This window comes from Streptococcus pasteurianus, assembly GCF_004843545.1.
Lineage (GTDB): Bacteria > Bacillota > Bacilli > Lactobacillales > Streptococcaceae > Streptococcus > Streptococcus pasteurianus.
The window spans coordinates 462,501-488,656 of sequence record NZ_CP039457.1; the positions used below are offsets into that span (position 1 = coordinate 462,501).

28 protein-coding genes, 1 tRNA gene and 2 pseudogenes are annotated in these 26,156 nt (G+C 35.7%); 18 read left to right on the top strand and 13 right to left on the bottom strand.

All coding sequences use genetic code 11. The features are described from left to right. Window positions 1–175: 175 nt before the first annotated feature. The 3 genes from E8M05_RS02600 to recX all read right to left on the bottom strand — a co-directional run bounded on the left by E8M05_RS02600 (window position 176) and on the right by recX (window position 1,942). A complete protein-coding gene (locus E8M05_RS02600; RefSeq protein WP_003063563.1) occupies window positions 176–487 on the bottom strand; it encodes a DUF960 domain-containing protein in 312 nt (103 codons plus the stop codon). Window positions 488–545: 58 nt separating this feature from the next. Continuing rightward, entirely contained in the window at window positions 546–1,079 is a 534-nt protein-coding gene (ntdP, locus tag E8M05_RS02605; protein WP_003063565.1) for a nucleoside tri-diphosphate phosphatase, read from the bottom strand. 86 nt (window positions 1,080–1,165) lie between these two features. After that, entirely contained in the window at window positions 1,166–1,942 is a 777-nt protein-coding gene (gene recX / locus E8M05_RS02610; RefSeq protein WP_003063567.1) for a recombination regulator RecX, read from the bottom strand. A 71-nt stretch (window positions 1,943–2,013) separates the two neighbouring features. On the opposite strand from recX, the gene E8M05_RS02615 reads away from it, so the two are divergent. The 4 genes from E8M05_RS02615 to E8M05_RS02630 all read left to right on the top strand — a co-directional run bounded on the left by E8M05_RS02615 (window position 2,014) and on the right by E8M05_RS02630 (window position 5,306). Further along, complete coding sequence (locus E8M05_RS02615) at window positions 2,014–2,958, top strand: DNA-binding protein (RefSeq protein ID WP_136596479.1); 945 nt, start codon at window positions 2,014–2,016, stop codon at window positions 2,956–2,958. After that, window positions 2,958–4,310, top strand: coding sequence for a 23S rRNA (uracil(1939)-C(5))-methyltransferase RlmD (gene rlmD, locus E8M05_RS02620; RefSeq protein ID WP_117480001.1), 1,353 nt, complete (start codon window positions 2,958–2,960; stop codon window positions 4,308–4,310). Before E8M05_RS02615 ends, rlmD begins: the two co-directional genes overlap by 1 nt. 226 nt (window positions 4,311–4,536) lie before the next feature. Then, window positions 4,537–5,109: a GNAT family N-acetyltransferase gene (locus E8M05_RS02625; RefSeq protein ID WP_058692887.1), complete on the top strand. Its 573-nt coding sequence runs from the start codon at window positions 4,537–4,539 to the stop codon at window positions 5,107–5,109. Window positions 5,110–5,235: 126 nt separating this feature from the next. Continuing rightward, a tRNA-Thr gene (locus E8M05_RS02630) sits at window positions 5,236–5,306 on the top strand. 44 nt (window positions 5,307–5,350) lie between these two features. Here E8M05_RS02630 and E8M05_RS11400 read toward each other — a convergent pair. The 6 genes from E8M05_RS11400 to E8M05_RS02650 form a co-directional block, all read right to left on the bottom strand. Then, window positions 5,351–5,557: a nicotinamide mononucleotide transporter gene (locus tag E8M05_RS11400; protein WP_233437511.1), complete on the bottom strand. Its 207-nt coding sequence runs from the start codon at window positions 5,555–5,557 to the stop codon at window positions 5,351–5,353. 273 nt (window positions 5,558–5,830) lie between these two features. Continuing rightward, window positions 5,831–6,010 (bottom strand): hypothetical protein, encoded by a 180-nt coding sequence (locus E8M05_RS11405; RefSeq protein ID WP_003063576.1) that lies wholly within the window; start codon window positions 6,008–6,010, stop codon window positions 5,831–5,833. Window positions 6,011–6,056: 46 nt separating this feature from the next. Beyond that, window positions 6,057–6,695, bottom strand: coding sequence for a deoxynucleoside kinase (locus tag E8M05_RS02640; RefSeq protein ID WP_117480003.1), 639 nt, complete (start codon window positions 6,693–6,695; stop codon window positions 6,057–6,059). 337 nt (window positions 6,696–7,032) lie between these two features. After that, window positions 7,033–7,203 carry a hypothetical protein gene (locus tag E8M05_RS11410; protein WP_003063581.1) on the bottom strand — a complete coding sequence of 57 codons (171 nt, stop codon included), beginning with the start codon at window positions 7,201–7,203 and terminating at the stop codon, window positions 7,033–7,035. A gap of 30 nt (window positions 7,204–7,233) precedes the next feature. Beyond that, the gene (locus tag E8M05_RS11415; RefSeq protein ID WP_233437512.1) at window positions 7,234–7,443 is read right to left on the bottom strand and encodes a hypothetical protein; all 210 of its coding nucleotides are present in this window, start codon (window positions 7,441–7,443) and stop codon (window positions 7,234–7,236) included. 112 nt (window positions 7,444–7,555) lie between these two features. Further along, window positions 7,556–8,323, bottom strand: a complete 768-nt coding sequence (locus E8M05_RS02650) for a nucleoside phosphorylase (protein ID WP_117480005.1) — start codon at window positions 8,321–8,323, stop codon at window positions 7,556–7,558. A gap of 215 nt (window positions 8,324–8,538) precedes the next feature. Between E8M05_RS02650 and E8M05_RS02655 the strand changes: the two genes are divergently transcribed. The 5 genes and pseudogenes from E8M05_RS02655 (at window position 8,539) to E8M05_RS02675 (ending at window position 12,857) form a co-directional block, all read left to right on the top strand. Continuing rightward, window positions 8,539–8,793: a DUF1912 family protein gene (locus E8M05_RS02655; RefSeq protein ID WP_003063586.1), complete on the top strand. Its 255-nt coding sequence runs from the start codon at window positions 8,539–8,541 to the stop codon at window positions 8,791–8,793. Between the two features lies 1 nt (window position 8,794). Further along, window positions 8,795–9,100: a helix-hairpin-helix domain-containing protein gene (locus tag E8M05_RS02660; protein WP_003063588.1), complete on the top strand. Its 306-nt coding sequence runs from the start codon at window positions 8,795–8,797 to the stop codon at window positions 9,098–9,100. Between the two features lie 251 nt (window positions 9,101–9,351). Beyond that, window positions 9,352–9,930, top strand: a pseudogene (locus E8M05_RS02665) (GNAT family N-acetyltransferase). Next, window positions 9,930–10,181: pseudogene (locus tag E8M05_RS02670) on the top strand (shikimate kinase); the annotation flags it as partial. The pseudogenes E8M05_RS02665 and E8M05_RS02670, both read left to right, overlap by 1 nt. A gap of 24 nt (window positions 10,182–10,205) precedes the next feature. Further along, window positions 10,206–12,857, top strand: coding sequence for a valine--tRNA ligase (locus tag E8M05_RS02675; protein WP_117480007.1), 2,652 nt, complete (start codon window positions 10,206–10,208; stop codon window positions 12,855–12,857). A gap of 198 nt (window positions 12,858–13,055) precedes the next feature. Here the strand turns inward: E8M05_RS02675 and E8M05_RS02680 are convergent, their stop codons facing one another. Beyond that, a complete protein-coding gene (locus E8M05_RS02680; RefSeq protein WP_231557391.1) occupies window positions 13,056–16,280 on the bottom strand; it encodes an SIR2 family protein in 3,225 nt (1,074 codons plus the stop codon). A gap of 283 nt (window positions 16,281–16,563) precedes the next feature. On the opposite strand from E8M05_RS02680, the gene E8M05_RS02685 reads away from it, so the two are divergent. From E8M05_RS02685 to E8M05_RS11820, 4 genes are all read left to right on the top strand, one after another. Further along, entirely contained in the window at window positions 16,564–17,649 is a 1,086-nt protein-coding gene (locus tag E8M05_RS02685) for an MmcQ/YjbR family DNA-binding protein (protein ID WP_136596402.1), read from the top strand. Between the two features lie 75 nt (window positions 17,650–17,724). Continuing rightward, on the top strand, window positions 17,725–17,973 hold the full coding sequence (locus tag E8M05_RS11810; RefSeq protein ID WP_003063601.1) for a hypothetical protein: 249 nt from the start codon (window positions 17,725–17,727) through the stop codon (window positions 17,971–17,973). A 15-nt stretch (window positions 17,974–17,988) separates the two neighbouring features. Then, window positions 17,989–18,345: a hypothetical protein gene (locus E8M05_RS11815; protein WP_003063603.1), complete on the top strand. Its 357-nt coding sequence runs from the start codon at window positions 17,989–17,991 to the stop codon at window positions 18,343–18,345. Continuing rightward, window positions 18,338–18,733, top strand: a complete 396-nt coding sequence (locus E8M05_RS11820; protein ID WP_370695858.1) for an MFS transporter — start codon at window positions 18,338–18,340, stop codon at window positions 18,731–18,733. Before E8M05_RS11815 ends, E8M05_RS11820 begins: the two co-directional genes overlap by 8 nt. Window positions 18,734–19,200: 467 nt before the next feature. Here the strand turns inward: E8M05_RS11820 and E8M05_RS02695 are convergent, their stop codons facing one another. Then, window positions 19,201–19,749 carry a TetR/AcrR family transcriptional regulator gene (locus tag E8M05_RS02695; RefSeq protein WP_013851548.1) on the bottom strand — a complete coding sequence of 183 codons (549 nt, stop codon included), beginning with the start codon at window positions 19,747–19,749 and terminating at the stop codon, window positions 19,201–19,203. A gap of 135 nt (window positions 19,750–19,884) precedes the next feature. On the opposite strand from E8M05_RS02695, the gene E8M05_RS02700 reads away from it, so the two are divergent. Further along, window positions 19,885–20,679, top strand: coding sequence for a hypothetical protein (locus E8M05_RS02700; protein ID WP_003063611.1), 795 nt, complete (start codon window positions 19,885–19,887; stop codon window positions 20,677–20,679). 345 nt (window positions 20,680–21,024) lie between these two features. Next, a complete protein-coding gene (gene asnA / locus E8M05_RS02705) occupies window positions 21,025–22,017 on the top strand; it encodes an aspartate--ammonia ligase (protein ID WP_003063615.1) in 993 nt (330 codons plus the stop codon). Between the two features lie 133 nt (window positions 22,018–22,150). On the opposite strand, the gene E8M05_RS02710 is transcribed toward asnA, so the two are convergent. Continuing rightward, window positions 22,151–22,882: a hypothetical protein gene (locus tag E8M05_RS02710; protein WP_003063617.1), complete on the bottom strand. Its 732-nt coding sequence runs from the start codon at window positions 22,880–22,882 to the stop codon at window positions 22,151–22,153. A 161-nt stretch (window positions 22,883–23,043) separates the two neighbouring features. Further along, window positions 23,044–23,847, bottom strand: coding sequence for a coiled-coil domain-containing protein (locus E8M05_RS02715; RefSeq protein ID WP_061100178.1), 804 nt, complete (start codon window positions 23,845–23,847; stop codon window positions 23,044–23,046). Between the two features lie 133 nt (window positions 23,848–23,980). On the opposite strand from E8M05_RS02715, the gene rsmD reads away from it, so the two are divergent. Genes rsmD through E8M05_RS02730 form a run of 3 tightly spaced genes read left to right on the top strand, consistent with a single transcriptional unit; the run spans window position 23,981 to window position 26,113 of the window. Further along, a complete protein-coding gene (rsmD, locus tag E8M05_RS02720) occupies window positions 23,981–24,520 on the top strand; it encodes a 16S rRNA (guanine(966)-N(2))-methyltransferase RsmD (protein ID WP_013851551.1) in 540 nt (179 codons plus the stop codon). A gap of 32 nt (window positions 24,521–24,552) precedes the next feature. Beyond that, window positions 24,553–25,050 carry a pantetheine-phosphate adenylyltransferase gene (gene coaD, locus E8M05_RS02725; protein WP_048791217.1) on the top strand — a complete coding sequence of 166 codons (498 nt, stop codon included), beginning with the start codon at window positions 24,553–24,555 and terminating at the stop codon, window positions 25,048–25,050. Then, window positions 25,028–26,113 (top strand): SepM family pheromone-processing serine protease, encoded by a 1,086-nt coding sequence (locus tag E8M05_RS02730; protein ID WP_003063624.1) that lies wholly within the window; start codon window positions 25,028–25,030, stop codon window positions 26,111–26,113. Before coaD ends, E8M05_RS02730 begins: the two co-directional genes overlap by 23 nt. Window positions 26,114–26,156: the final 43 nt, after the last annotated feature.

Genomic DNA, 26,156 nt, shown 5'->3' on the forward strand with positions numbered 1-26,156 from the left:
TTTTTGAGATGTGCTGTTTCGAATGGTTCCAAAACAATGCTAACGCAGGCGGACAAAAACTATTTTGTTTTAGATATATAAAAACTCTCTACACAATTTGTACTGAATCCAAAAGTTAGGCATAAAATCTAACGATTGGGATGTAGTTCAATTAGTATAGTAGAGAGTTTTATTATTAATCAAGTTCGTGTGGGAGTAGGAGTGTTTCTACGCCTGCTTGGTCAATAATGTGTACGATTTCTGGGAAAAAGGGATCAAACGGGAAGTTGTAATCAAAACCAATGAAGATTTTTCGTTTGCTGTCGTGATATTCAAACGTTACATTGTTATGATTATTAGCTAGTCTAAATGTTAAAATGGGGTCAAGTGGGACAACATTTTTTAGGTAGTGGTCTAATAAATCCCAAAATGTATCTATAATTTCATGTGGTAAGCTAGTAGTGACGCCAAAGCTTGCATAACGTTCTTTGTTTTTTTCAAATGCCATTGTGAGTTACTCCTTTCAAGTAGTGTAAAAGCACTCCAAAAAGGAGTGCTTGCAACTTTTAACGATTCTTCAGTTCAAGATAACGTTTGTACCAAATATTAATATAGGCTTGTGAAAACGGTCCTTTGCCATTATTAATCCAGTCAACGAGAATTTTGACATTCTCTTTTAGAATAAAATCAATGTCTGGAGAGTAGCCCATTTCTTGCTTATGTAATTCGTACTCATCGACGTCAAGTAGTCTTTTTTCGCCATCTGCAAAGACTTTGACGTCTAAATCATAGTCAATATACTTAAGAGCCTCCTCATCCATAACGTATGGACTGGCAAGATTGCAGTAGTATGAAACACCGTTATCTCTTATCATAGCAATAATGTTAAACCAGTATTTTTTATGAAAATAAAGGATAGCTGGTTCTCGCGTAACCCAACGTCGCCCATCACCTTCTGTGACTAGTGTATGATCGTTAACTCCTATAACAGCATTATCTGTTGTTTTTAGTACCATAGTGTCGCGCCATGTGCGGTGCAAACTACCATCATGCTTATAACTTTGAATTGTAATAAAGTCGCCTTCCTTAGGTAATTTCATGCCTTACCAACTTTCTACAATTAAACTTATCTGTTATAGTTTATCATAATTTTCTGAAAAAAGACACTTAGAAATGTTATTTATTTCTATAAATAGTCTCTGAGGGCGCTGGCTATGTCATCAAAATTGAATCCTTTTCGTGCGAGTGACTGGGTTAGCCGTTGTTTTAATTCGTAGCCATCATATTTTTTACTATATTTTCGATATTGTTTATCGAGTTCTTTATAAAGTAATTCAAATTCTTGTTCGCTATCTTTTTCAACTTCAAGGTTTTCAAAAGCTATTTTGGCTTCTGAGTAGGAAAAACCTTTATTCATCATATTTTGAATGATTTTATCTTTAAGTGTTTTTGTTGAGAGTTTATGCTGATATTTTCGGAGAAGTTTTTGAGCTACTTTTTCGGAGAGAGGTGAGAAGTCTAAATTGGCTAATTTTTGGTCAATGAGTTGGGAATTAATTCCTTTTTGAATGAGTTTTTGTTTTAAAACGTAGGCACCTTTGTCACCTGTATTGAGATTTTGTGATAAATACGTCTCAACGTATTGCTCGTCGTTAATCCAGTTTTCTTTTTTGAGATTTTCAAGAATTTCAGGGATATAAGGGCTGTCAATATCATGCTGTTCAAGGTATTTTTTGACTTCAGCAGCTGTGCGTTGTTTAAAAGAAATGTGATAAAGCGCTAGATTTTTGCCATAAGAAAACTGAGCAAACTTTTGAATGTCTTTGAGTGTTGCTTCGTCAATTTCCATATTTTTACTTAACATGAAGTGAACAATAGTGTCTTCTGTAACGTAAAGTTTATCATCAGCGTCGATTTCTAAAAGATAAAGTCGTTTTTTCTTTTCAATTTTAGTGATTTTCATATATTCATTATAACAAAAATGTTAAAATAGAAGGGATTAGAATTAAAGTGTAGAGATGGGAGGGTGAGATGATGAAAGGTGATAAGAATAAAATAATTGATTGGGAGACAATTCTTCAGAAAAAAGAGCTTTCTGAGTTAGCAGGGGAAGATTTTTGGGATTTGGATGATTTCATGTTTGACGATGATGTGCTTGATTTTGCTGGCAAAAGAGATGAACAAGTTGTACCTAGAGATGTTCGGTTATCGGATGATTTGTATTTTGATATCAAGGCTCTTGAAAAGATGCTCGATTCTTTGGCTGGGAATTCTGAACAAATGTCTTTTGCTTTTTTTAGTGAAAAATTGAGATTAGCATCGCTTTATAAGGTAAATGGACTTTATCAAAAGGCTTTAACACAGTTTGAGGAGTTAAATAAATGTGATGAAAATGGTGACCATGGTTGTCATTATGAAATTGTGTCACTTTATATTTTGATGTCGGATTATGCATCAGCTAAGGCTTTTTGTGAGAATTGTGTTTCTTATGAACATGATTATTTGCTACAAACGCTTCTTTTGATTGGTGCGATTCTTGCGGATGATGATTTTACTGCTCATGAATTGCTCAAACGATTATTTGATGAAGTTGAGGGATTTGAGGACTTTTGTTTACGTTCGGATTTGTCATTGAGCAAGATCTTGGCAGAAGATAATTCTGGTTTAAAACTTGAGTATGCTGGAAATGATATTGAGGTTGTTTATGCGGCGTTTCGTCTTGTTTTGCCGTTGCTGGAGAGAGCAGCAAGTTATCTTTCGGGGTATTTGAGCAGTTATTGTTTGGATACGGTAATGGATATACTGTTGGATGAGCTTGATTTTTTGACGACAGCGCAGCTTGATGTCTTTGAAGAAAATGGTATTTATAGCATCAATGATTTCAAGGTATGGTCTGAAGAAGAGATTTTGGATTTGCCGAAAATTGGAAAAGTTACGATAGAAAATTTAAAAGATATAGGAGTCATATTTAGTCACTAATGAATTTAAAAGTAAAGCAAAAAATTCCTTTGAAAATTAAGCGTATGGGAATCAATGGTGAAGGGATTGGATTTTATAAGAAAACCTTGGTGTTTGTCCCAGGGGCTTTAAAGGGTGAGGATATTTTTTGTCAGATTACAGTGGTTAAACGTAATTTTGCACAAGCAAGACTGATAACCATTAATAAAAAATCGAAATTTCGTGTGGAGCCTGCGTGTCCGATTTATCGAAAATGTGGTGGTTGTCAAATCATGCATCTTCGTTATGATAAGCAGTTAGAGTTTAAGGATGATGTGATTGCTCAGTCGTTGACAAAATTTAAGCCTGCTGGCTACGAGAATTATGATATTCGCCATACGCTTGGTATGGAGGTGCCATATCATTATCGTGCCAAGTTGCAATTTCAAACACGTTCATTTAAAGGAAGTGTAAAATCTGGTCTTTTTGAAGAAGGTAGTCATCGTTTGGTTGATATTAGAGATTGCTTGGTGCAAGATGAATTGACGCAAGCGATTATTAATCGTGTGACTGAACTTTTAGAAAAGCACCACATTCCAATTTACGATGAACGTAAAATTACTGGGGTGCGTACGGTTATGATTCGTAAAGCTATTGCGACTAATCAAGTGCAGCTGATTTTTATCACTAGTCGAGATGTTTTTTTAGCCCCTGTCATTAAGCAATTAACGGCTGAATTTAATATGATTAAAGGAATTGCTGTTAATGTTAACCGTTCTAAATCAAGTGAAATTTATGGTGAAAAAACTGAAGTTATCTGGGGAAATGCTGATATTTCCGAGGAAGTTTTAGATTATCAATTTTTGCTTTCGCCACGAGCTTTTTACCAGTTGAATCCACAGCAAACAGAAGTGTTGTATGGCCAAGCTGTTGCAGCGCTTGATGTTTCAGAAAATGACCATGTTATTGATGCTTATTGTGGTGTTGGGACAATTGGTTTTGCATTTGCAGCTAAGGTGAAGAGCGTTCGCGGTATGGATATTATTCCAGAGGCGATTGCTGATGCCAAGAAAAATGCGCAGCGTATGGGCTTTGAGAATACTCACTACGAAGCTGGGCGCGCAGAGGATATTATTCCTAAGTGGTACAAGGAAGGTTATCGTGCAGATGCTTTGATTGTTGACCCACCACGTACGGGAATTGATGATAAGCTTTTGGATACTATTTTGAAATATCAGCCTGCTAAAATGGTTTATGTGTCATGTAATACCGCAACGTTAGCTCGAGATTTGGTCAAGTTGAGTAAAGTTTACGACGTTCATTACATTCAGTCGGTGGATATGTTTCCGCATACCGCACGGACAGAAGCGGTAGTGAAATTAGTGCGTAAGTGATTTCTGTTTTAGGCAAAAAACTGAAAATATCTATTGGATAAATTCACATATAGCAAATATGGACAGAAGCAATAACAAGTTGATGCGTGATTGGTTATTCGAACAGAGTAAATAACGTTTTAAGAGTAGAAAATAGCTAACGAAAGGTGTCGCTTTATTTTTGACAGTAAAGGATTTTCTCGATATACTGGTGAAAAATTACGTTCGAGAGGGTATTTTGGGAAATATGACAGTTATCATTCGTTTGGCTCGTTTAGAGGATGCCAAAGATTTACTTGCTATTTATCGTTATTATGTTGAAAAGACGGCTATTACTTTTGAGTATGAGGTGCCAAGTTTAGAGGAATTTCAGAAACGAATGCGCTCTATTATGGCTTTTTATCCGTATTTGGTAGCAGAAGAGGCAGGGCAGATTTTGGGTTATGCTTACGCGTCATCTTTTCATCCAAGAGCTGCTTATGCTTGGTCGGCTGAGGCAACGGTGTATTTGGACAAGGCTGTGCGTGGAAAAGGTGTAGGACGTCAAATTTACCGTGCTTTGGAAGAATACTTGATAAAAATGGGAATTTTGAATCTCAATGCTTGCATTGCTTCAACTGAGACAGAAGATGCTTATTTGACAAATGGCAGTGAAAAATTCCACCGTGCCCTTGGTTACCAGTTAGTCGGAAAATTTCACCAGTCTGGCTATAAATTTAATCATTGGTATGATATGATTTGGATGGAAAAAATGTTAGGTGAGCACGATAACCATGTAAAACCTGTCAAATCAATTCATGAAGTTATACAAAAAGCTTAACTCATATTCTGAGTTAAACTTTTATTTATAAACATGAAATGCAGGTTTAGTGGAGTAGTTTGATAAGAATGAATTTGATAACTTTTTCTTGCTAGGAAAGTGATTTCATGTTACTATAAGTAGGTAGCCGCTATAGTTAAATGGTATAATAGAGCAATGGTAATGCTCCGTTCCGAGTTCAATTCTCGGTGGCGGCAAAGATAGTTTGGAAGCCTCGCTTGAGGCTTTTTTTAGTGAAAATTTAAGCTTGTCCTTTGCCTTTCTTCCAAATCATAATCCCAACCAATCCTTGAGCAAACATGCTGAGGTAGCTGAAAGCGACGATTTGGTTTCCAATGGAAATAAATAGCATAAAACTAAGAAAGTCAACCAAAAGCCAAATGTAGTAGCCATCAAGGTGCCCTTTTACTTGTCGTTGTTGAGCAGTGAATGATAGTCCGTTTGTCAAAGCATCGAGGACAATTTTTTATCCACCCATCCAGTAAGACAGAAAGCCAAGTCCAATTGTCCAAAAGAAGATAGCGAGAAAAACGTCTTTGGCTCCGAATTTTTTATCGACAACAAGTTTACCATTATCATTACAGCGTTTTTTCTAACTGTAATGCCTGACAAATTCGGTTACGAGATAATAAAAACTTATAAACATATCACCGTAAATGCCTTGCATCCTAGCAACTAAAATCCCAGCGATGTTTTGAATCCCATTTGCCTTAAAGGTGGGCTACCATTGGAGCGCCAAAGTCCATGTTCCGATAAAGCCAAAGATTGACATGATAATTGAGAGAGTATTTAAGGCGGTAAAATCACCTGTGACTAGTGTCGGTAACATGCCATAGAGGGTAAAGCTAAGTGATGCCAGAAAAGCGATAATGACAAACAGTTTTTCTTTAGTGTATTCCATGCAAGGTTGAAAGAATTTTTAAGTGATAATTATTTTTCAAAAAATGTTAATCTCCAATTCCAATTGATTTCATTTCTTGACGGATCATTTGATAAACTTTTGCCCAGTCCTCCGATTTTGTAACATCGATATGGTCGGTGTTGATTTTCATTTTAGGACTGTATTGGTAGTTTTCATACCAGCTGTTGTAGTGTGTGTGAAGGAGTTTGTAGTAATCAGTGAGCCCATTAGCATTATCAGGCTGTTCAAAATCACGTCCACGTTTTTTGATGTTGTTCATGATGTGGTCAAAACTGCCTTCGAGGTAAATGAGCAAATCAGGGGATTTTTTAGGAAGTCCGTCAATCTCCTCCATCATGTTATCTAACAATTCTAGGTAAATCTTATATTCTTGTTCGCTGATACTGCCTTGAAGGGTATTGATATACGTAAAGAGAGCGTCTTCGTAGATGGAACGGTCTAAGACATTATTATCAGTATAATAAGCTTTTTTAATGGCTTTAAAGCGTTTATTTAGAAAATAAATCTGCAAAGCAAAGCCGTATTTTTCAGGGTCTTCATAATATTTATCTAAAATAGGGTTGTTATCAACAGGTTCGAAGAAAGCTGTTGTGCCTAATTCTTTGGCTAAAAGAGAAGTGTAGGTAGTTTTTCCAACTCCTATCATTCCTGCTAGAATAATCACGATGGTAATGCACCTCCAATATGCTAATGTAAGTGAGAATAGTTATGGAAATAGATTTGAGCATCTATTTAGAAAATGGTAGTAAATGTTTGGTGGGAGTTACGGTATTGTGGAAATAAGAAGATAGCCTCCTTCCTCTAAGTATTATCTATGTAGTGGGTAGTGGCAAGAAATCATTCTTGTTGAAACTGCATATTAAACACAATATCTTGTACTCTGTATAAAATCTTAGCACTATATTTTGTGTTTTGCAAGACTTGAAAATTATTATTTTTGTACTATACTGGTTACTTTTATTTGAACGGATAGCTTGAACAAAATAACAAAAAGCCTCCTGCTAGGTTACCATAAAGGTAATATCAGGATGCTTTTTATTGAGAAATCCTGTTGGAATTGTTCCAAGTTGGTGGAAGACTAATTTTGGATAGAGGGTAAGTGCAACATGGTTTGATTTGACAACGGCATTGAACTGAAGAATTCTAAATCTTAATTTTTTGGCAGTCGTCATAGAACGTCGGACGAGTTTTTCACCGATATGTTATCCACTAAAATGACTATCAACAGCGTAGCTGGTGTTGCAAATATGTCCACAACGTCCCACATTATTTAAGTGAAGAATATACAGACCGACAATTTGTCCAGTATCTGCTTGGTAGGCAACGCCTGTGTAAGTTTGGGCTTTGAAAAAGGCTTTTCCTGTCTCAAGAGTTAAGGTTTCAGTTTGTGGAAAGGCTACTCCGTCGGTCACGACTTGATTCTAAATCGCAATGGCTTGAGCGGTATCTTCATCAGTAAATGATTTAAATTTAATCTCCATGTTTCTTCTCTTTTCGAAAAAAATTATCACTATTATAATGATGTTAACGGAATAATTCAACGGCAAAACTTAAAGCAATGTTTGCAATACGGTCTTTGGTTTCAAGGTCAGCATCGTTAGCCAAAGTTCGAGGTTCCCAAGCTTCGGCATCTAGATTGTCAGCCGAATAAAAGAATTGAAAATGATTAATCTTGCGGAAGTTGGCAAATGCGGCAATCGCAGAGCATTCCATATCAACGGCGATAGCACCTTGTGTCTTTCGATTTGCCGTCTTTTGATGGGTTTCACGGTAAATGCCGTCAGTTGTCCAAACTTTTCCTTCTGTATAGGAGATATTTTGCGCGTCAAGAAACTGTTTAAACTGTTTGCGATAGGTGTGATTGAGCGCAATTTCACTTGCTGACGGAGCGTAGTGATAGCTTGTGCCTTCGTCGCGAATAGCGCTTGTAGGAATGATGATTGAGGTTTCTTTGATATTGCTATCTAGGACACCACACGTGCCAAAAACAAGGATATTTTCAGCACCCATAGCAATAATATCCTCTAAAATAGCAACACAGCCACTTGCCCCAACATAGGAGTTGAAAAAAGCAATTTTTTGACCCTGAAAATTTAGCTCATAGATTGGAATTTCCAAATTTGCGACACTTGTTTTTGCGATTTCACGGTGAGGAAATTCAGCTAAGATTCGTGCGAAAGTTCCTCTTGCAAAACAGGTTACAGCGGTTTTGGGAAAATCTGGCAAAGCTTGGATGACATCTTCTGGGTTAATAATCGCCGTTTGCTGATGGTCAAATTGTGATAAAATCATGCCAACACATCCTCCTTGAATTTCAAAAGATTTTTAATATTTTACTTAAAAACTCTGGAAAAAACAAGATGATTCACTAAAAAATAGTTTTTTCAGAAAATTTCCCTGTAAAAAGAAATGATTCGTGGAAATCATGTTACAAATCCTTTACAAACTTCTCTTTTTGCCTATGTTTGTGTTATAATATGACCTAGGAAATCAGACGAGAGGTGTTTATGACTTACGAACAAGAATTTTTAAAAGAATTTGAAGCTTGGGTAGATTCACAAATCGCAATCAACGAAATGGCGATGGAAGCTAGTCGTAAGATTGTGGAAGAAGACAAGGATGAACGCGCAGCTGATGCCTACATCCGTTATGAAAGTAAGTTAGATGCTTACAAATTTATCCAAGGCAAATTTGCTAATTATAAAGCCGGAAAAGGTTTCCACGAATTACCAGATAATCTTTTAGGGGAGAGAAATTACTAAAATGGCAAAGAAAAAGAATCGAAAAAAAGAGTACTTATTGAAATTGAAACGCGCAGGCATTATCAAAGCAGCTGCTAAAGTAGCTACTAATGTTGTTTCAAAAGCGACTCTTAGTTTGGAAGAATTTTCAGCGATTTCTGCCGTAGAGGGCATTCGACCAAAACTTATTGAAACACTTTATAATGAAGGGATTAAATCAGTTTCCGATTTCAAAAACTTTACTGAAAAAGACGTTTTGGCCTTTAAAGGAGTTGGTCCAGCAACTGTTAATAAATTGAAAGAAAATGGTGTAGCTTTCAAAGCTTAATCTATTTGCGTTAGCTGACTAAATCTGTTAAAATAAAAACATTCAGAGGTGTCTTAAAAAACATTTGTTACAGAGAGCGGTGTGGTTGAGAAATCCGTACAAATATTAAGACTGGTTGCTGAACGTTGTAACTGAATAATCAAGTTGCGAGTGCTAGTCACTCGAATGTGGGTGGTACCGCGGATTTATAAAAAGTTCGTCCCTGTCGAAAGACAGGGGCGATTTTTTACCACCAAAATGGTAGAGAACTTATGATTAAAATTTGGGGTCAGATTAAGGAAAGTAAACTTCCTGATATTGAGACAGAACGGCTATATTTGCGTCAACGTCTGATTTCAGATGCTGATGATATTTTTGCTTATGCGAGATTGCCAGAAGTGACTTGGCCAGCTGGTTTTCCACCTGCAGAAAGTGTGGAAGCAGAGGCATATTATCTTGAAAACATTATGCCAAAGTGCTGGCTTGAGCAGAAGATGCCGTTTGGTTATGGTATTTGCTTAAAAGGGACAAATAAAGTCATTGGTTTGGTTGATTTTAATAAGCGCCATGCTGATGATGTTCTTGAAATGGGCTATCTGCTTCATCCAGATTATTGGGGTCAAGGGCTCGTGCCAGAAGCTGCGCGTGCGCTGTTGAAAGTTGGATTTACCCTACTCAATCTCCACAAAATTGAAATTGAATGTTATGGTTACAACAAAGCAAGCCAACGTATTGCTGAAAAACTAGGTTTCACCCTCGAAGCTTGAATCCGCGACCGCAAAGACGCACAAGGAAAACGTTGTGACCTGTTGCGCTATGGATTGTTGAAAAATGAGTGGGAGGGTAGATGATGAATCTTGTTATTATTGGTGCACAAGCTTCAGGTAAGATGACGATTGGTCAAGAAATTGAAAAGATGACCAATATGACTTTGTTTCATAATCATGATAGCATTGATTTTGTTAGGCGTTTTATGGAATATGGGTCTATCTCAACTGAACTCATTCGGAAAATTAGAATGAATTTTTTTGAAGCTTTTGCTCAGAGCAATAAACCTCTTATTTTTACTGTTGTGATTGATTTTAATGATTCAAATGATATTGAAAAAATGTAGAAAGGACACATTATGTCAAAAGAACTTTCACCAAAATATAACCCAGCTGAGGTTGAGGCTGGGCGTTATCAAAAATGGTTAGATGAGGATGTTTTCAAGCCTTCTGGCGATAAGAAAGCTCATCCGTATTCTATCGTTATTCCACCACCAAACGTAACTGGTAAACTTCACCTTGGTCACGCTTGGGATACTACTTTGCAAGATATTATTATCCGTCAAAAACGTATGCAAGGTTTTGATACTTTATGGCTTCCTGGTATGGACCATGCGGGGATTGCAACACAGGCAAAAGTTGAGGCACGTCTTGCTGAAGGTGGTATCTCACGTTACGACCTTGGTCGTGAAAAATTCCTTGATAAAGTCTGGGAATGGAAAGATGAATATGCATCAACAATCAAACAACAATGGGGTAAAATGGGTATCTCTGTTGACTACTCACGTGAACGTTTCACTCTTGATGAAGGATTGTCAAAAGCGGTTCGTAAAGTCTTTGTTGAACTTTATAAAAAAGGTTGGATTTATCGTGGTGAATTTATCATCAACTGGGATCCAAAAGCTCGTACAGCCCTTTCTGATATCGAAGTTATCCACAAAGATGTCGAAGGTGCTTTCTACCACATGAACTACATGTTGGAAGATGGTTCACGTAGCCTTGAAGTTGCCACAACTCGTCCTGAAACAATGTTCGGTGACGTAGCCGTTGCGGTTAACCCAAATGATGACCGTTACAAAGATTTGATTGGTCAAAATGTTATCCTTCCAATCGTTAACAAAGCTATTCCAATCGTCGGTGATGAACACGCTGACCCAGAATTTGGTACTGGTGTGGTTAAAATCACTCCAGCACACGACCCTAATGACTTCTTAGTTGGTCAGCGTCATAACTTGCCACAAATCAACGTCATGAATGATGACGGTACAATGAACGAACTTGCTGGTGAATTTGCTGGTATGGACCGCTTTGAAGCTCGAAAAGCTGTCGTTAAAAAATTGGAAGAAATCGGTGCGCTTGTTGAAATCGAAAAAATGGTTCATAGCGTTGGTCACTCAGAACGTACTGGTGTGCCAGTTGAGCCACGTTTGTCAACACAATGGTTCGTTAAAATGGATCAATTGGCTAAAAATGCTATTGCTAACCAAGACACTGATGACGAAGTAAAATTCTACCCACCACGTTTCAACGATACTTTCCTTCAATGGATGGAAAACGTTCACGACTGGGTTATTTCTCGTCAATTATGGTGGGGTCACCAAATCCCTGCATGGTACAATGCTGAAGGTGAAATGTACGTTGGTGAAGAAGCTCCAGAAGGTGACGGATGGACTCAAGACGAAGACGTTCTTGATACTTGGTTTAGTTCAGCCTTATGGCCATTCTCAACAATGGGTTGGCCTGACACAGAAGCAGAAGACTTCAAGCGTTACTTCCCAACATCTACATTGGTAACTGGTTATGATATCATCTTCTTCTGGGTGTCACGTATGATTTTCCAATCATTGGAATTCACAGGACGCCGTCCATTTGAAAACGTGCTTATCCACGGTCTTATTCGTGACGAGCAAGGACGTAAAATGTCTAAATCACTTGGTAACGGTATTGATCCAATGGATGTTATCGAGAAATACGGTGCTGACGCGCTTCGTTGGTTCTTATCAAATGGTTCTGCACCAGGTCAAGACGTTCGTTTCTCTTACGAAAAAATGGACGCTGCTTGGAACTTCATTAACAAAATCTGGAACATTTCTCGTTACATTTTGATGAACAATGAAGACCTTACGCTTGACCAAGCTAGCGCAAATGTTGACAAAGTTGTTGCTGGTACGGCTGGTAACGTAACTGACCGCTGGATTCTTCACAACTTGAATGAAACAATTGCCAAAGTTACTGAAAACTTTGATAAATTTGAATTTGGTGTAGCTGGTCACATCCTTTACAACTTCATCTGGGATGAATTTGCTGACTGGTACGTTGAATTGACTAAAGAAGTGCTTTATAGCGACAACGAAGACGAAAAAGTTATCACTCGTTCAGTTCTTCTTTACACACTTGATAAGATTCTTCGTTTGCTTCACCCAATCATGCCATTTGTTACTGAAGAAATCTTTGAACAAATTTCTGAAGGTTCAATTGTAACTGCTGAATACCCAACAGTTAATCCAGCATTTGAAAATGAAGCTGCGCACAAAGGTGTTGAAAGCCTTAAAGACCTTATCCGTGCTGTCCGTAACGCACGTAGCGAGGTGAATGTTGCTCCAAGTAAACCAATCACACTTCTTGTGAAAACAAGCGATAAAGAATTGGAAGACTTCTTTAACAGCAATGTGAATTATATCAAGCGCTTCACAAATCCTGAAAAACTAGAAATTTCTTCTGACATTGAAGCACCAGAATTGGGAATGTCTAGCGTTATCACAGGCGCTGAAATCTTCTTGCCACTTGCTGACCTTCTTAACGTTGAAGAAGAATTGGCACGTCTTGACAAAGAACTTGCTAAATGGCAAAAAGAATTGGACATGGTGGCACGCAAACTCGGCAACGAAAAATTCGTCGCTAACGCTAAACCAGAAGTTGTCCAAAAAGAACGCGACAAACAAGTCGATTACCAAGCCAAATACGACGCAACAGTCGCTCGTATCGAAGACATGAAAAAATTGGTGAAATAAATTAAGCTTTCTACAAGGATTCGTTAAGATTGCCTTAAGTAAGGAAATCTATACTATAAAAAATCCTAGTTAACTTTCTTTTTCACAGATAACTACTTTTCAAAGAGTATCACAATCAAAAAGCACCCCACCTCAACTGTAAGTTGAAGTGGGGTGCTTTTTGGAATCCAAGCATGAAAATTAGATAATATTTCTAATCTATTTGGTATAATTTCCAATTTTTCTTTTGAGTTCTTCCCATTCAGGGGGAGATAGTAATTCTTGAATATACTGAGACTCTTTTAAACTTATGAGCTGTGTATCATCAAGATACGGTAATAGTACAAATAATGATTCTAAATCCTGAAAACTTTTTCTAATTTTTCTATTTTCTAAAAGAATCCATATGTATTTAATTAGTAGGTTGTTTTTTTCATTATTAAGTTTTTCTTCGCTTAAGTAATAAGTCAGAGAATATAACTCAATATTAGCTGTACATTCTGTTATAGTATTTTTAAGAGTATCTAAGAAACTTAAGTATTTATCGCTGTTAAGTTTATCTTCTTGAATAATATATGCAAGTGATGAAAGAATATTATAACTTTTATTTTTTTGTAATATAAGTTGTTTTAACCAATCGTTTTCGTATCTGAATTTTTCTTGACTTAAGAAAATTAAATTAACCATATAGTTGAAGTTGTTATGCTGAAACATTATTTCTCTGGGTTCTATATAATCAAGTGCTATTAGTAGTGCATAACTCAAAGCATTGTTATCATTAATTTTTGTTTTGAGTAAGTTAGAAACTAGCTTTTCGAAAAGCTTTCTAATATTATCCGGCATTCCGATATGATAATAAATGTATCCTAGAAATGTTTCATAATTAACTATTTCAGTACTTATGTCGTACTCATATAAGAATACGCCTTTCATAAATTGTTTGTAAGGACCATGTGAGAGGTTGTCAATTTTTTCTTTTATATCTGTTATATATTTCTTGTGTTTAATCGCTAATTCTATTAAAGTAATTAAATATTTTCCCAATTCAGAATTGATAAATAGACTTATATCAAAAGTTTTATTATCTGATAAGGAACTATCCAAATTGTTAGGAGATATACTAAAAAGTTTATTGATTATTTGTGTATTTAAATTATTTTGTTGAACGAAGTATGTGAAAAACTTTTCCTTATCATGTGAAAAGTGATTATCATTCATATTTTCTAAGCAGGTACTTATCGAAAAATTTATAATATTTTTTGGCAACTCTTCAATAATTGCAAGTTTATAAAATAGAGAAGAGTATCTGTTGAATAACTTTTTACTATTATTGCTCAAGAAAGTCCAAAATTTTTCTTGCAATTCTTTATTTGAATTATTTGTCAATAATTCAATACAGAAATCGATTGTAGCATTAACAGTGTTCTCTTCCCAAGGTTTTTTAGGATTAAATTGATTTTCTTGAGAAGTTAACAAAATATTAAGGAGTTCTTGCTCTGATAAATTTAAAATCTGTTCTACGGTTATAAATGAATTATTTCGAACAATAAAGGATGCTCCTCCAGTAATTAATTCGTGATAATTATCGAGAGGGAGTATTTGTTGTTTTTCAAGTTCTGAAGAATGTCTTTGTACAAAACTATTAAGTTCAGAGCCAAAAGTTTGGTCATTGAAATTAATATTGTTAATTAATTTTTCGACTAAATTACTTTCTAATGATATATCATTATCTAATTTTACTAATATTTTTTGTATGACTTTTCTAGAAATTAATTCTTCAGGAATTTTTTCTAGAAGGGATTCTTCATTGATAAAAATATGATTCTTGCTTAATAGTATATATAATATTTCTAAAATCCCACCTTCTGAAATTAATTCTTCAATTGAATAAGGAATTATTTCTTGGCTAAGTTCAACAGTATTAATAAGTTCAATAATTTGAGAGGAATTTAAATTTAGTTTTAGCTTTTCTTTAACATCGTTAGTTAAGTATATTGATTTACTATAAGTGTCTTTTGAATCTTTTGGTGTAAATTGATTAATAAACCAATATCCCATTAAATCACAATCCTTAATAAATTTTGTAAACGGAATACTAGCTGTTGTACCGATTGCAGATCTAATATTAACTAATTCATCAATTGAAATTTTTTGATAATCAATACCATATTTGTACAAATTGTATAAAGAATTAATATAATAATTTTGATTACCTTTAGAAAATAACACTTTTAGGATTTTCCACTCTTCAAGCGATAGTGATTCTTTATTTTGATCTACGAAATTCCAAAAAGAGTCAAAATTATTGATGACGGTATTTTTTACCACGTTACTCTTAAATGTTGAGTGAAGAATAAGTTCGGGAATTTCTTTGTCATTAAGTGTTAATATTTTTTTATATAGAGCATTTAAAAATGTTCCATTATCTGCGTTATTATTTAAAGCATTGATGACTTCGTCTTCAGTGGAGATTGGATTTAGTAATAGTTGCCATTCTCGATTCTGTGGTGATAATCCAGTTTCTTCATTAATTTTATCGGTTAATTTTTTTATAAACACAGGAAGATCATCAAATGAGCTACCATACCAGATTATTGAAGTATGATTTTCATTTTTAAAAAAAGTAGAATAAAGATTACGATACTCTTTATCAATCTTAGGGTCATTGGTTTTGTCAGCTTTCATTAAAGCGTAATGTTTGTTTTTGGGTGCTAGTAGAGATAAAATTTCATCTTCTTCAAGGCTAACGCCAACAAATAATACAGTTAAATTTTTAGTTGAGAACCACTTTTTTAATTGTTCAAAATTATGTTTTTCTTTGTGATATGTTTTAGAGTAGTCAGCTGAGGAACTAACAAAGAAGTTCGGGTCACAATGTGGGGTTCCATGGATATGGAGAATATCTCCCCACTCGAGTTTACTATCATTATTTATAACAAACTCTTGGAGATCATTAATGCTTTTGACACTATTTCGTAGTCTTTGGGCATGCTTTTCTATTTCTAAATCATAATTTGAAGTAACGAATATTGCATCAATATTAACTAGTGCTTCGAGTATTTCATTAGATGGTTGGTATGGTACTAATTTTTCAAAATAGTTTTTTTCAAAGTTGAGCCTATTTTTCTTAAATTCCTCTTCACCTAAAATGGATTTTAATGAATGATTTACTAAATCAACTTTCCGTTTATTGTTTAAGTTTGATTTTGATATGGTGTCAAAGACTAAATATTTTTCTCTTCCTATGCTAACATTCTCGATATTTAGTAGATAGGATTGCCAATATTTAATGAGATGAGTAACATAATCATTCCAATTGGGATATCCTTGTGAAATTGAAACACCTGCACCAACAAAGATAACTAGTTTTTGCTTTCTAATAGCTTGGACTAAGTCAGTTACAAGAGAATTGAACTCTTCATCCGTGTAAGTTTGTTTTTCCATAATCCTCCTTTTTATATTTATTATAATTATATGATACGTATGTTATTATACTATAGTTTAATATAGAAAAAAGATAAAAAATTAGTTTGATTCTATGTATTATTAGGTTAAATAAGTTTTGTAGTATAATACAGAAAGACGATAAGGAGGATCATTGTATTGTTCCCAAAAACTTGGACAAATATTATTGTTAAAAACAACTATTAGATTTTGAAAAGAAAGAGCTGGAAAATGTTATTCTAGTCTTTTTTTGCTATACTTATGCTAAATGAAAGGAGTCCCTATGTCATTTGAATCGGATATTTTTAGGAAGAAGCGAGTAGTGTTTGAGCGCTTGGTGCCGTTTGGCTTTCAGAAATCACAGGGTGGTTATGAGTTCCGCGAAACTATTTTGGACGGCGCTTTTGAAGTACGTGTTCATGTTGCGGCAGATGGGGAGGTGTCAACTCATGTGATTGATACTGATTTGAACGAGGAATATCTTGCCATTCATGTGGCGCAAGCAATGGGAAATTTTGTTGGGCAAGTCAGAGAAGCTTATCTTGCGGTGCTTGAACGTGTGGCGACAGCTTGCTTTGAAGCTCTGCCATTTCTCAATCCACAAACCAATCGTCTCGCACACTACTTGCAAGCGACATATGGCGACATGTATGACCATCCTTTTGAAAAATATCCTGAGTTTTCGTCTTACCGTTACCCGCAGAATCATAAGTGGTATGCGTTGATTATGACGGTTGCGCGTGGAAAGTTGGATTTGGGCGATGAAACGTGGTCAAAAGAGGCATTGAAACAGAAAATCGAGATTATCAATATCAAAGTTAAACCCAAAGACTTGCCCCGATTGCTTGAAATAAGCGGCATTTACCCGTCTTACCATATGAGCAAGAAATCGTGGGTGTCGCTAGTGCTGGACGAGACGGTTTCGGATGATTTGCTTTTTTCTTTGGTGGAAAATAGCAGAGCTTTAGTTGCAGGGAAAAGTCTTGGGAGCTTATCTGGGCCTGATTATTGGATTATCCCTGCCAATCTGAAATATTACGATATCGATGCGGAATTTGCTGCAAATTCGATTATTAATTGGACACAAAAAGCCAGTATTAAAGCGGGTGATTATGTTGCCATTTATATTACGGCACCAACACGTGCCCTTCGCTACCTTTGCCGTGTCTTAGAATCCGACATTCCAAACAGCGGTTATCGAGAAGAAAAATCAATTAAAAAACTAATAAAAATTGAGCTATTGCAAACTTTTTCGGATAGCCAATTTCCAATCGCTGTGCTGAAAGAATGTGGTGTCACTAACATTCGTGGACCACGCCGTATGACAAAAGAATTAATTACCTTGATTGATTCGAATATAAAATCGTAAAATCTTGTGCGAAAGTGCAAGATTTTTTGTGTTCTATTTAAAAAATTGAAAGAATATTGCAAAAAAACTTTGAAGATGTATACTTTTAAAAACGGGGGAGATTTATTATATGAAAAAAGTAGAACAGAAAATGCTAGTTTGCTTGTTTCAAGCAACGTCATTTCAAAAATTGGAGATGTTTTATTTGATTATGTTAACAATTCATTCTTAGCTAGTTTGAATATGAATTCAATGGTGTTAGTTGAGGGATATCAATCACTTGAAAACATTATTGGAGTCCTTTTTAATCTTTTTGGTGGTGTGATTGCTGACCGTTTTCGTTGAAAGAAAATCATCATTTTGAGCAATTTTTTAAGTGGTCTAGCTTGTATAGCCTTGTCATTTATCAGTGATAATACGTGGCTAATTTATACGATTATTGCAGCCAATGTGTTTTTGGCATTTTTATCATCTTTTTCAACACCCGCTTATAACGCTTTTACGAAAGAAGTGGTGGAAAAAGACAATATTGCTTTACTAAATTCTTACTTGCAAACAGCGGCTACGGTTGTCAAGATTGTGATTCCAATCGTTGTGATCGGCGTTTATCGCTTTGCTTTTGGATGGTGTTTCCTTTATATTATCAAGCATCATTGTAGCCTTTGTTTCTCAGATTTTAGAAGAAAATACAAAAAACAGTCATTTTTCAATGGCTAGTATTTTTCAGGATTTAATCAGTGGCTTTCGTTATTTGGCACAAAAACGCCAAGTTTCGGTTTTGATTGCTCTATCGGCTTCTGTGAATTTTTTTATGGCTGCTTATAACCTATTACTGCCTTACAGCAACCAAATGTTCTCGAAAATTACTGAGAATATTTACGAAACATTTTTGACAGCTGAAGCGGTTGATGGGCTTATTGGTGCTCTTATCAGCGGTAGGGTTAATAAAAAATTATCAACTGACTTGTTAATGACTTTCTTGGCAGTTGCTGGTTTATTTCTTGGTTTAGTACCAATTTTGTATCATATTTTTCCAAATGTTGTTTTTCTGGTGCTATCACCAGCTTTTTGTAGCATCTTTTTCACTTGTTCAAAGAGAAGTTGATAGTGATGATTTGGGAATTGTCTTTACAATAGCGGTGCTCTTTATATCTCTTGGAACAGCTATTTTTACAATCATATTGCGCCTAGACTACGAATTTAATTATCAATTCGTTGGTTTAGCAGTAATCATCTTATCTCTCATTTTCTTGATGTTACTACCCTCAAAAGGTTCCCCAAACCTTTTTGATGTCAAGCTTCACTTGACTCTATTTCCCACCTTGAAAGATTCCCCAAATCTTTCGAGCCATGCGGGGGTGAGTTATAAAGGTTCGGGGAACTTTTATAATCGGGAAATAAAGCTTACGAAGTAAGTATCAAAAACGGTCTTTGAATAGACCGTTTTAGGTCAGCAACAAGAAACTAAGACTTGCTGAGAAATCGAATTTCTGCGAAACTACTGATTCGCCTTTTAATTTTTAGACTCATGAATAAAGTCTCCACTGGAAACTTTATTTGTCTCATTCCCTTTTAGTTATTCAAATGTTTAATATCGTTTTCTAGTAAGTCACTCAAGATGTGAACGAGTTCGTCTTGGGAAATGTTATTTGGCTGTGCCAGCCAGTTGATATAGACACCCATGATGCCATTTGAAATATATCTGATTTTGATTTTATTTGATGTTGTTTGATTAGAAGAAAGGTAGTAGTGAGTTAAACCATTTTCTAAAATATCTGTAAAATCTTTGATGAGATAGGCGTAAGATTTTTGCTTTGCAATGGTTTGATAAAATTTGAAATTAGCTTGCATGACTTGATTCAACTCATTAAAAAAGATAAAAAAATCGAAATCATTCTGTTGCTTGAGGATGTTGTCTAACTGATTACTGACATCGTCAATGATGTCATGATAAACATCAAAGGTCGTATCATAGTGCAAATAAAACGTTTTACGGTCAATATTAGCTGATTTGGCTAACTCTGTTATGGTGATATTGTCCATTTCCTTTCTCTGTAATAAGTCGATAAACGCCTGACGAATGTTATACTTCGTGCGCGCTTTTTGTTCACTTCGTTTCATATTGATACCCCAATTTTTCACATTCTGTGGAACAATGCCCAGATTTTAAAAAGCTGTCATTGTTTTGCCATTTGCTATTCATTATAATACTCACATGTAGAATCTTCAACAAGAAGAGATAAAAGGAGAATTCAAATGGTTTTTGACACATTATTTAATGCGTATCCGCAAGGTGACGTTACGTTACAAGATTTTGTGACAGCTTTAACGCCTGGTGCGCCCAATTTTATATTGACTTTAACAACTGTTCTTATCACGTTTGTGTTGGGATTTTTAGTCTATATTTATTCTTTCGTGTTGGTGGATAGAGAAAAAAGTGGTCCTTATCCATTATGGATGCACACTTTTTATTGTGCAGCAGATTTTATGGGAATCTGGGTGTTTTTAGCAGCCTATCAAAATTATCACCATTTTTGGTTCTTTCTATTAGGCGTAATTGGTGAGATTGTTTGGGTTGGTTTTGAATTCTACTGTCTTTGGCGAGCGGTTACCTATGAAAGAAAAGAAATTTGGGGCGATAAAGTGACTCTCAAAAAAGCAATTTTTGATTGCTGTTTACAAGTCTTAATTTTCTTTGTCAGCCTTAATCTTCTGCGAGTAGAGTTGCATGATACCTCGATGTTTAAATTCTGGATTTTTACGCAAGTTATTATCTGCTCTGTTCCAGGACTGTTTTGGGAAAAGCGTGGAACACGTATTGGAGCAAGCTGGCAGTTGAATATTGTCCTTGTTTTGGTGGCTATTATGTCTTTCAATCCATGGAATATGTGGGCACTAATTAGTCCGCAATTTTTCTCTCTTAGTAATAATCCTTGGTATTACTTTGTTGGGCTAGTTACTCTTATGTTTGCTCTGAGAGGCTGTTATATCTATGCAAAATTACCTCAAAAACCGAAATATCTACCAGATGGCAGCAAAACGATTTTTTAGAAAACTTTTGAAAATTATAACAGTTATTAAAAAAGAATCATTTTAACAATATAAAAAGACTTTGAAGAAGATTGCACACACAACTTTTTCAGGTCTTTTTTCTTATATTTTTTTGATAAAAATGACTGAAATTCCTTGATATTATTGACTTGTTTCAAATGTATGTAAGGTTTTCTGACATAAACTTAAAAATATTGTAGAAATTTTCAAAAAAGTATTTATTTTTTAAAAGCTTAGGTGTATAATAGCTCTATCGTTGTAAAAGCGGTCACGAAATACAAAATTATCTCACTATCCTTATTTATCATTTTGGTATTTCAATAAAAAATTTTTAAGGAGGAGCATATGAAGAAAAGCTTTATTCATCAACAGCAGGAGATTTCTTTTGTCAAGAATACTTTCACTCAATATTTGATTGATAAACTTGACATCGTTGAAGTGCAAGGACCTATTCTCAGTCAGGTCGGGGATGGTATGCAAGATAATTTGAATGGTATTGAAAATCCTGTATCAGTGCACGTAAAACGTATTCCTGATGCTGAATATGAAGTTGTTCATTCACTTGCTAAGTGGAAACGTCATACCTTAGCACGTTTTGGCTTCAATGAAGGAGAAGGGCTTTTCGTACACATGAAAGCTCTCCGACCAGACGAAGAAGAATTAGATCCAATTCACTCTATTTATGTTGACCAATGGGATTGGGAAAAAGTTATTCCAAATGGTCGTCGTAACATCGAGTATTTAAAAGAAACGGTTGAACAAGTTTACAAAGCTATTCGTTTGACAGAATTAGCTGTTGAAGCTCGTTTTGATATCGAAGCTGTTTTGCCTAAGAAAATCACATTCATTCACACAGAAGAATTGGTAGAACGTTACCCAGATTTGACACCGAAAGAACGTGAAAATGCTGCTGCTAAAGAATTTGGAGCAATTTTCCTTATCGGTATTGGTGGTATTTTGCCAGATGGTCAACGTCATGATGGTCGTGCACCTGACTACGATGACTGGACTTCTGAATCAGAAAATGGTTACCACGGTCTTAATGGTGATATCATTGTTTGGAATGAAGCTTTGGATTCTGCTTTTGAATTATCATCAATGGGTATTCGTGTTGACGAGGAAGCTCTCAAACGTCAAGTTAAAATCACTGGTGACGAAAATCGTTTGCAACTAGAATGGCATAAAGCTCTTCTTAATGGTCTCTTCCCACTTACTATCGGTGGTGGTATCGGTCAATCTCGTATGGCAATGTTCTTGCTCCGTAAGAAACATATCGGAGAAGTTCAATCAAGTGTTTGGCCGAAAGAAGTTCGTGACACTTACGAAAATATTCTTTAAGTAGAAGAAATCTTATTTTAAGGACTAAGAAAAGTCGGCTAGGATAACTAGTCGGCTTTTTGATTTTGGGAATAGAAAAAGTTGTTAGAGCGATTTTCTAACAACTTTTGTAAAATTATTTAAATTAAATTGCTTACCAAGGAAGACCTGCTGCAGCAATTTCAGCTTTTGAAGCGTATTGTCCATTTGGACGATGCCATCTGCCACGAGCATCTCTAGAATATCCACTAGCAGCTTGTTGTTGTGCCTGTTGAGCCGCTGCCTGTTCTTGTGCTTGGCGTGCAGCTTCTTCGGCTGCAGCTTGTTCTTGAGCCTGTCTAGCCTCTTCGGCTTTTCTTGCTTCTTCAGCTTGAGCCGCTTCCTCGGCTTCTTTAGTCTCAATAGCTGAAACAACGGCGTTAATACGATTGTTAAAATCACCTTTTTTAGCTGTGTCTGTTACCGCATCAACTTTATTTTTAGCATCGTCAACATTTTCACGAGTTTGATTAGCTTCTAAGTTTGCAACAGCAGTTTCAGCCGCTGCCTGAGCTGTCTCTTCTTGTTTTTGTGTTTCTATCGCAGTCTTGACAGTTGCGATACGTTTTTTAAGTTGTTTTTTGACTTTCTTATTTTTTACGGCTTTAACTTTTTTGGTAGCTAAATCAAGATTTTCTTGGGTCTGGTCCTTTTCAAGTTGTTTAACAGCTTTTTTTGCTGCTTTAGTAGCTTTATCGTCTTTTTTGGTGGTTTTACTTTTAGACTTAGTATCCGCTAAAACAACATGATTGTTTTCGACTGGTGTTGTTAAAAGTCCTTGGTCTTGAGAGACTCCGATGAGGGCAGTTGCCATTAATAATATGGCGAGTTTCATTTTCTTCTTCATGTTTGATTCCTCCTGAAAAAACTTTGAATGATAAAATTTTTACACTAAAAGAATACCATTTTGAAATAAGTCTGTAAATCTCTTTTTAAGGAAAAATTAAGTAAAAAATACTATAAAAAAGCCGCTAGAGCAATCTCTAACGACTTTTGTAAAATAATCTATTATTCAAAACCACAGAGTGTTAAACCTAAGTCTTGTGCTTCTGATAAGCTAACTGGTGTAGTGCTTTTTGAGCGATTTAAGCCACGGCAATTTGGGTTGAGGTGGTAGTGGCTACCAGTTCTTGTAATGTAAACTGTTGTGGTATCTCCTGGTTGGGCAGCTGCTTGATTTTGTTGTTGCTGTGCCTGTTTAGCAGCTTCGGCTTCTTTGGCTTCGATAGCTGAAACAACAGCGTTGATACGGTTGTTGAAAGCTTCCTTTTTAGTTGAATTATTTACCGCATTAACTTTATTTTTAGCGTCATCAATGTTATCACGCGATTGGTTATTTTCAAGGTTTTTAACCGCAGTTTCTGCTTTATCTTCTAATTCTTTTTCTTTTTTAGTTTCAATGGCTGTTTTGACAGTTGCGATACGCTTTTGAAATTTCTCTTTTTTGTCAGCGTCTGTAACAGCGTCAACTTTACTTGTTGCTAAATCAAGATTAGCCTGCGTTTGGTCTTTTTCGAGATTTTTTACGGCAGTTTCTGCACTGTTTTCAATCTCTTTAGTCTTTTGAACTTCTTTTTTGCCAACTTCGATATAATTAGCATTTTTTTCTTTAAAATCAGCCAGTTCACCTTGGCTATCTTTTAAGTCTGATTTGGCTTGTTTGACATCTTGGCTAAGCTGTTCAATCTTATCCTCTGCTTGGGATAATTCTTGACTTTGGTTACCTTGACTAGAAAAACTAGCAATCAATAATACCGATAAAATGGTAATGGCAAGATTTTTCTTGTCTTTAAAGAATGTTTTAAAATTCATCATAACTCCTTTATCCTAAAAAACTTTGATAATTAAAATTATCACAACAATCATATCAAAACTCATTTTTAGTGTAAAGATGACCTAATCATTTTTTAAGTTATTTTATTTGAATTTTGCTATAATGGTTGTTATGAGAGTTGTAGCAGGAAAATTTGGTGGGCGTCCTTTAAAGACGCTAGATGGAAAAATTACGCGCCCGACAACAGACAAGGTTAAAGGTGCTATTTTTAATATGATTGGTCCATTTTTTGATGGTGGACGTGTTTTAGACTTGTTTTCTGGTAGTGGAAGTCTAGCGATTGAAGCTATTTCACGCGGAATGGATGAAGCTGTGCTGGTTGAACGCAACCGTCAAGCGCAAGCTATTGTTTTAGAAAATATCAAAATGACAAAGTCTGAGCAGCAATTTCACTTGTTAAAAATGGATGCTAATAAGGCAATTGGCGTTGTTAGTGGACAGTTTGATTTGGTACTTTTAGACCCACCATACGCTAAGGAAGAAATTGTCAAAAATATTACGGAATTAGAAGAAGCAGGGCTTTTGTCTGAGGATGTCATGCTGGTTTGTGAGACGGATAAGGCTGTTGATTTACCAGAAGAAATTTCAAATTTTGGCATCTGGAAACAAAAAACATATGGCATTAGTAAGGTTACGGTATATGTTAGGTAGAATTGAGTGATTTTATCACTAATGGAGGCAATATGGCTAAAATTGGTTTATTTACGGGGTCTTTTGACCCTGTGACAAATGGGCATCTTGATATCATAGCGCGTGCAAGCAAGTTGTTTGATACACTTTTTGTGGGCATTTTTTACAATAAAGATAAGAATGGCTTCTTTAGTGTTGAAGAGAGACGGCAGATGTTAGAAGAAGCACTGCAAGAATTTCCGAACGTAAAAGTGATTACAGCGCGTGATTCTTTGGTGGTGGATATTGCCAAGCGTTTAGAAGTTGGTTATCTCGTGCGTGGTATCCGTAATGGGAAAGATTTAGAGTACGAGGCTGATTTAGCGTTTTATAATCATTATCTGGCGTCAGAGATTGAGAGTGTTTTTTTATTGTGCTCTCCTGATTTGGTTCATGTCTCATCAAGTCGCATCCGTGAATTGATTTATTTCTATTCAGATATTTCAGATTTTGTACCAACAAGTGTTGTCAAAAAAGTGGAGGAAAAATATGGCAATCTTAAAAAGATTTAAAGAGATTTTGAAAAAGTTGGGTCGTATTTTATATCGCTTTAAGTGGTGGATATTAGGTGTTGTAGGCATTGTTTTCTTACTATTTAGCTTGTTGTATCCGCTTGATTACTATATTGAAATGCCTGGTGGTGCTTATGATATTCGTAGCGTTTTAACGGTTGATAATAAGGAAGATGACGAAGATGGCTCTTATAATTTTGTGGCTGTCACGGTTAGTCAGGCGACCTTGGCACAATTGGTTTATGCTTGGTTAACTCCCTACACAGAAATTTCGACAGCCGCAGATGTGACTGGTGGTTATAGTAATGCTGATTATCTTCGTATCAATGAGTATTACATGGAAACCTCTCAGAATACAGCGACTTATCAAGCCTTAACATTGGCAGGAAAGGAAGCAACGCTTGATTATCAAGGGGTTTATGTTTTAAATGTTAGTGATAATTCGACGTTTAAAGGGATTTTGAATATCTCTGATACGGTAACTGGGGTTAACGGTCAGACATTTAACAGCTCGGCAGAATTAATGGCCTATGTGGCTGATTTGGATTTAGGGTCTGAAGTAACTGTTCAATATACATCAGACGGCGAAGCAAAAGAAGCCACAGGAAAAATTATTGAATTGTCAAATGGAAAAAATGGTATCGGAATCGGTTTGGTAGATCATACGTCGGTGTCATCAGATGTTGATGTTAATTTTGATACGAGTGGTGTTGGTGGTCCAAGTGCTGGTTTGATGTTTACGCTTGATATTTATGACCAATTAAACAGTGAAGATTTGCGTAAAGGTCGTAAAATTGCTGGTACAGGTACGATTGAATCAGATGGTTCAGTCGGGGATATTGGTGGCGCAGCACTTAAAGTTGTTGCTGCTGCTAAAGCTGGTGCAGATATTTTCTTTGTTCCAAATAACCCTGTGGATGAGGAAACATTGAAAAAAGACCCAGATGCGAAAACGAACTATGAAGAAGCTGTCGCAGCTGCTAAAGACCTCGATACCGATATGAAAATCGTTCCAGTCACAACTGTTCAAGAAGCAATTGACTATCTGCGAAATAATGATTAAAAAGAAAACATCTCTGTGAATACGGAGATGTTTTTTGTTCACT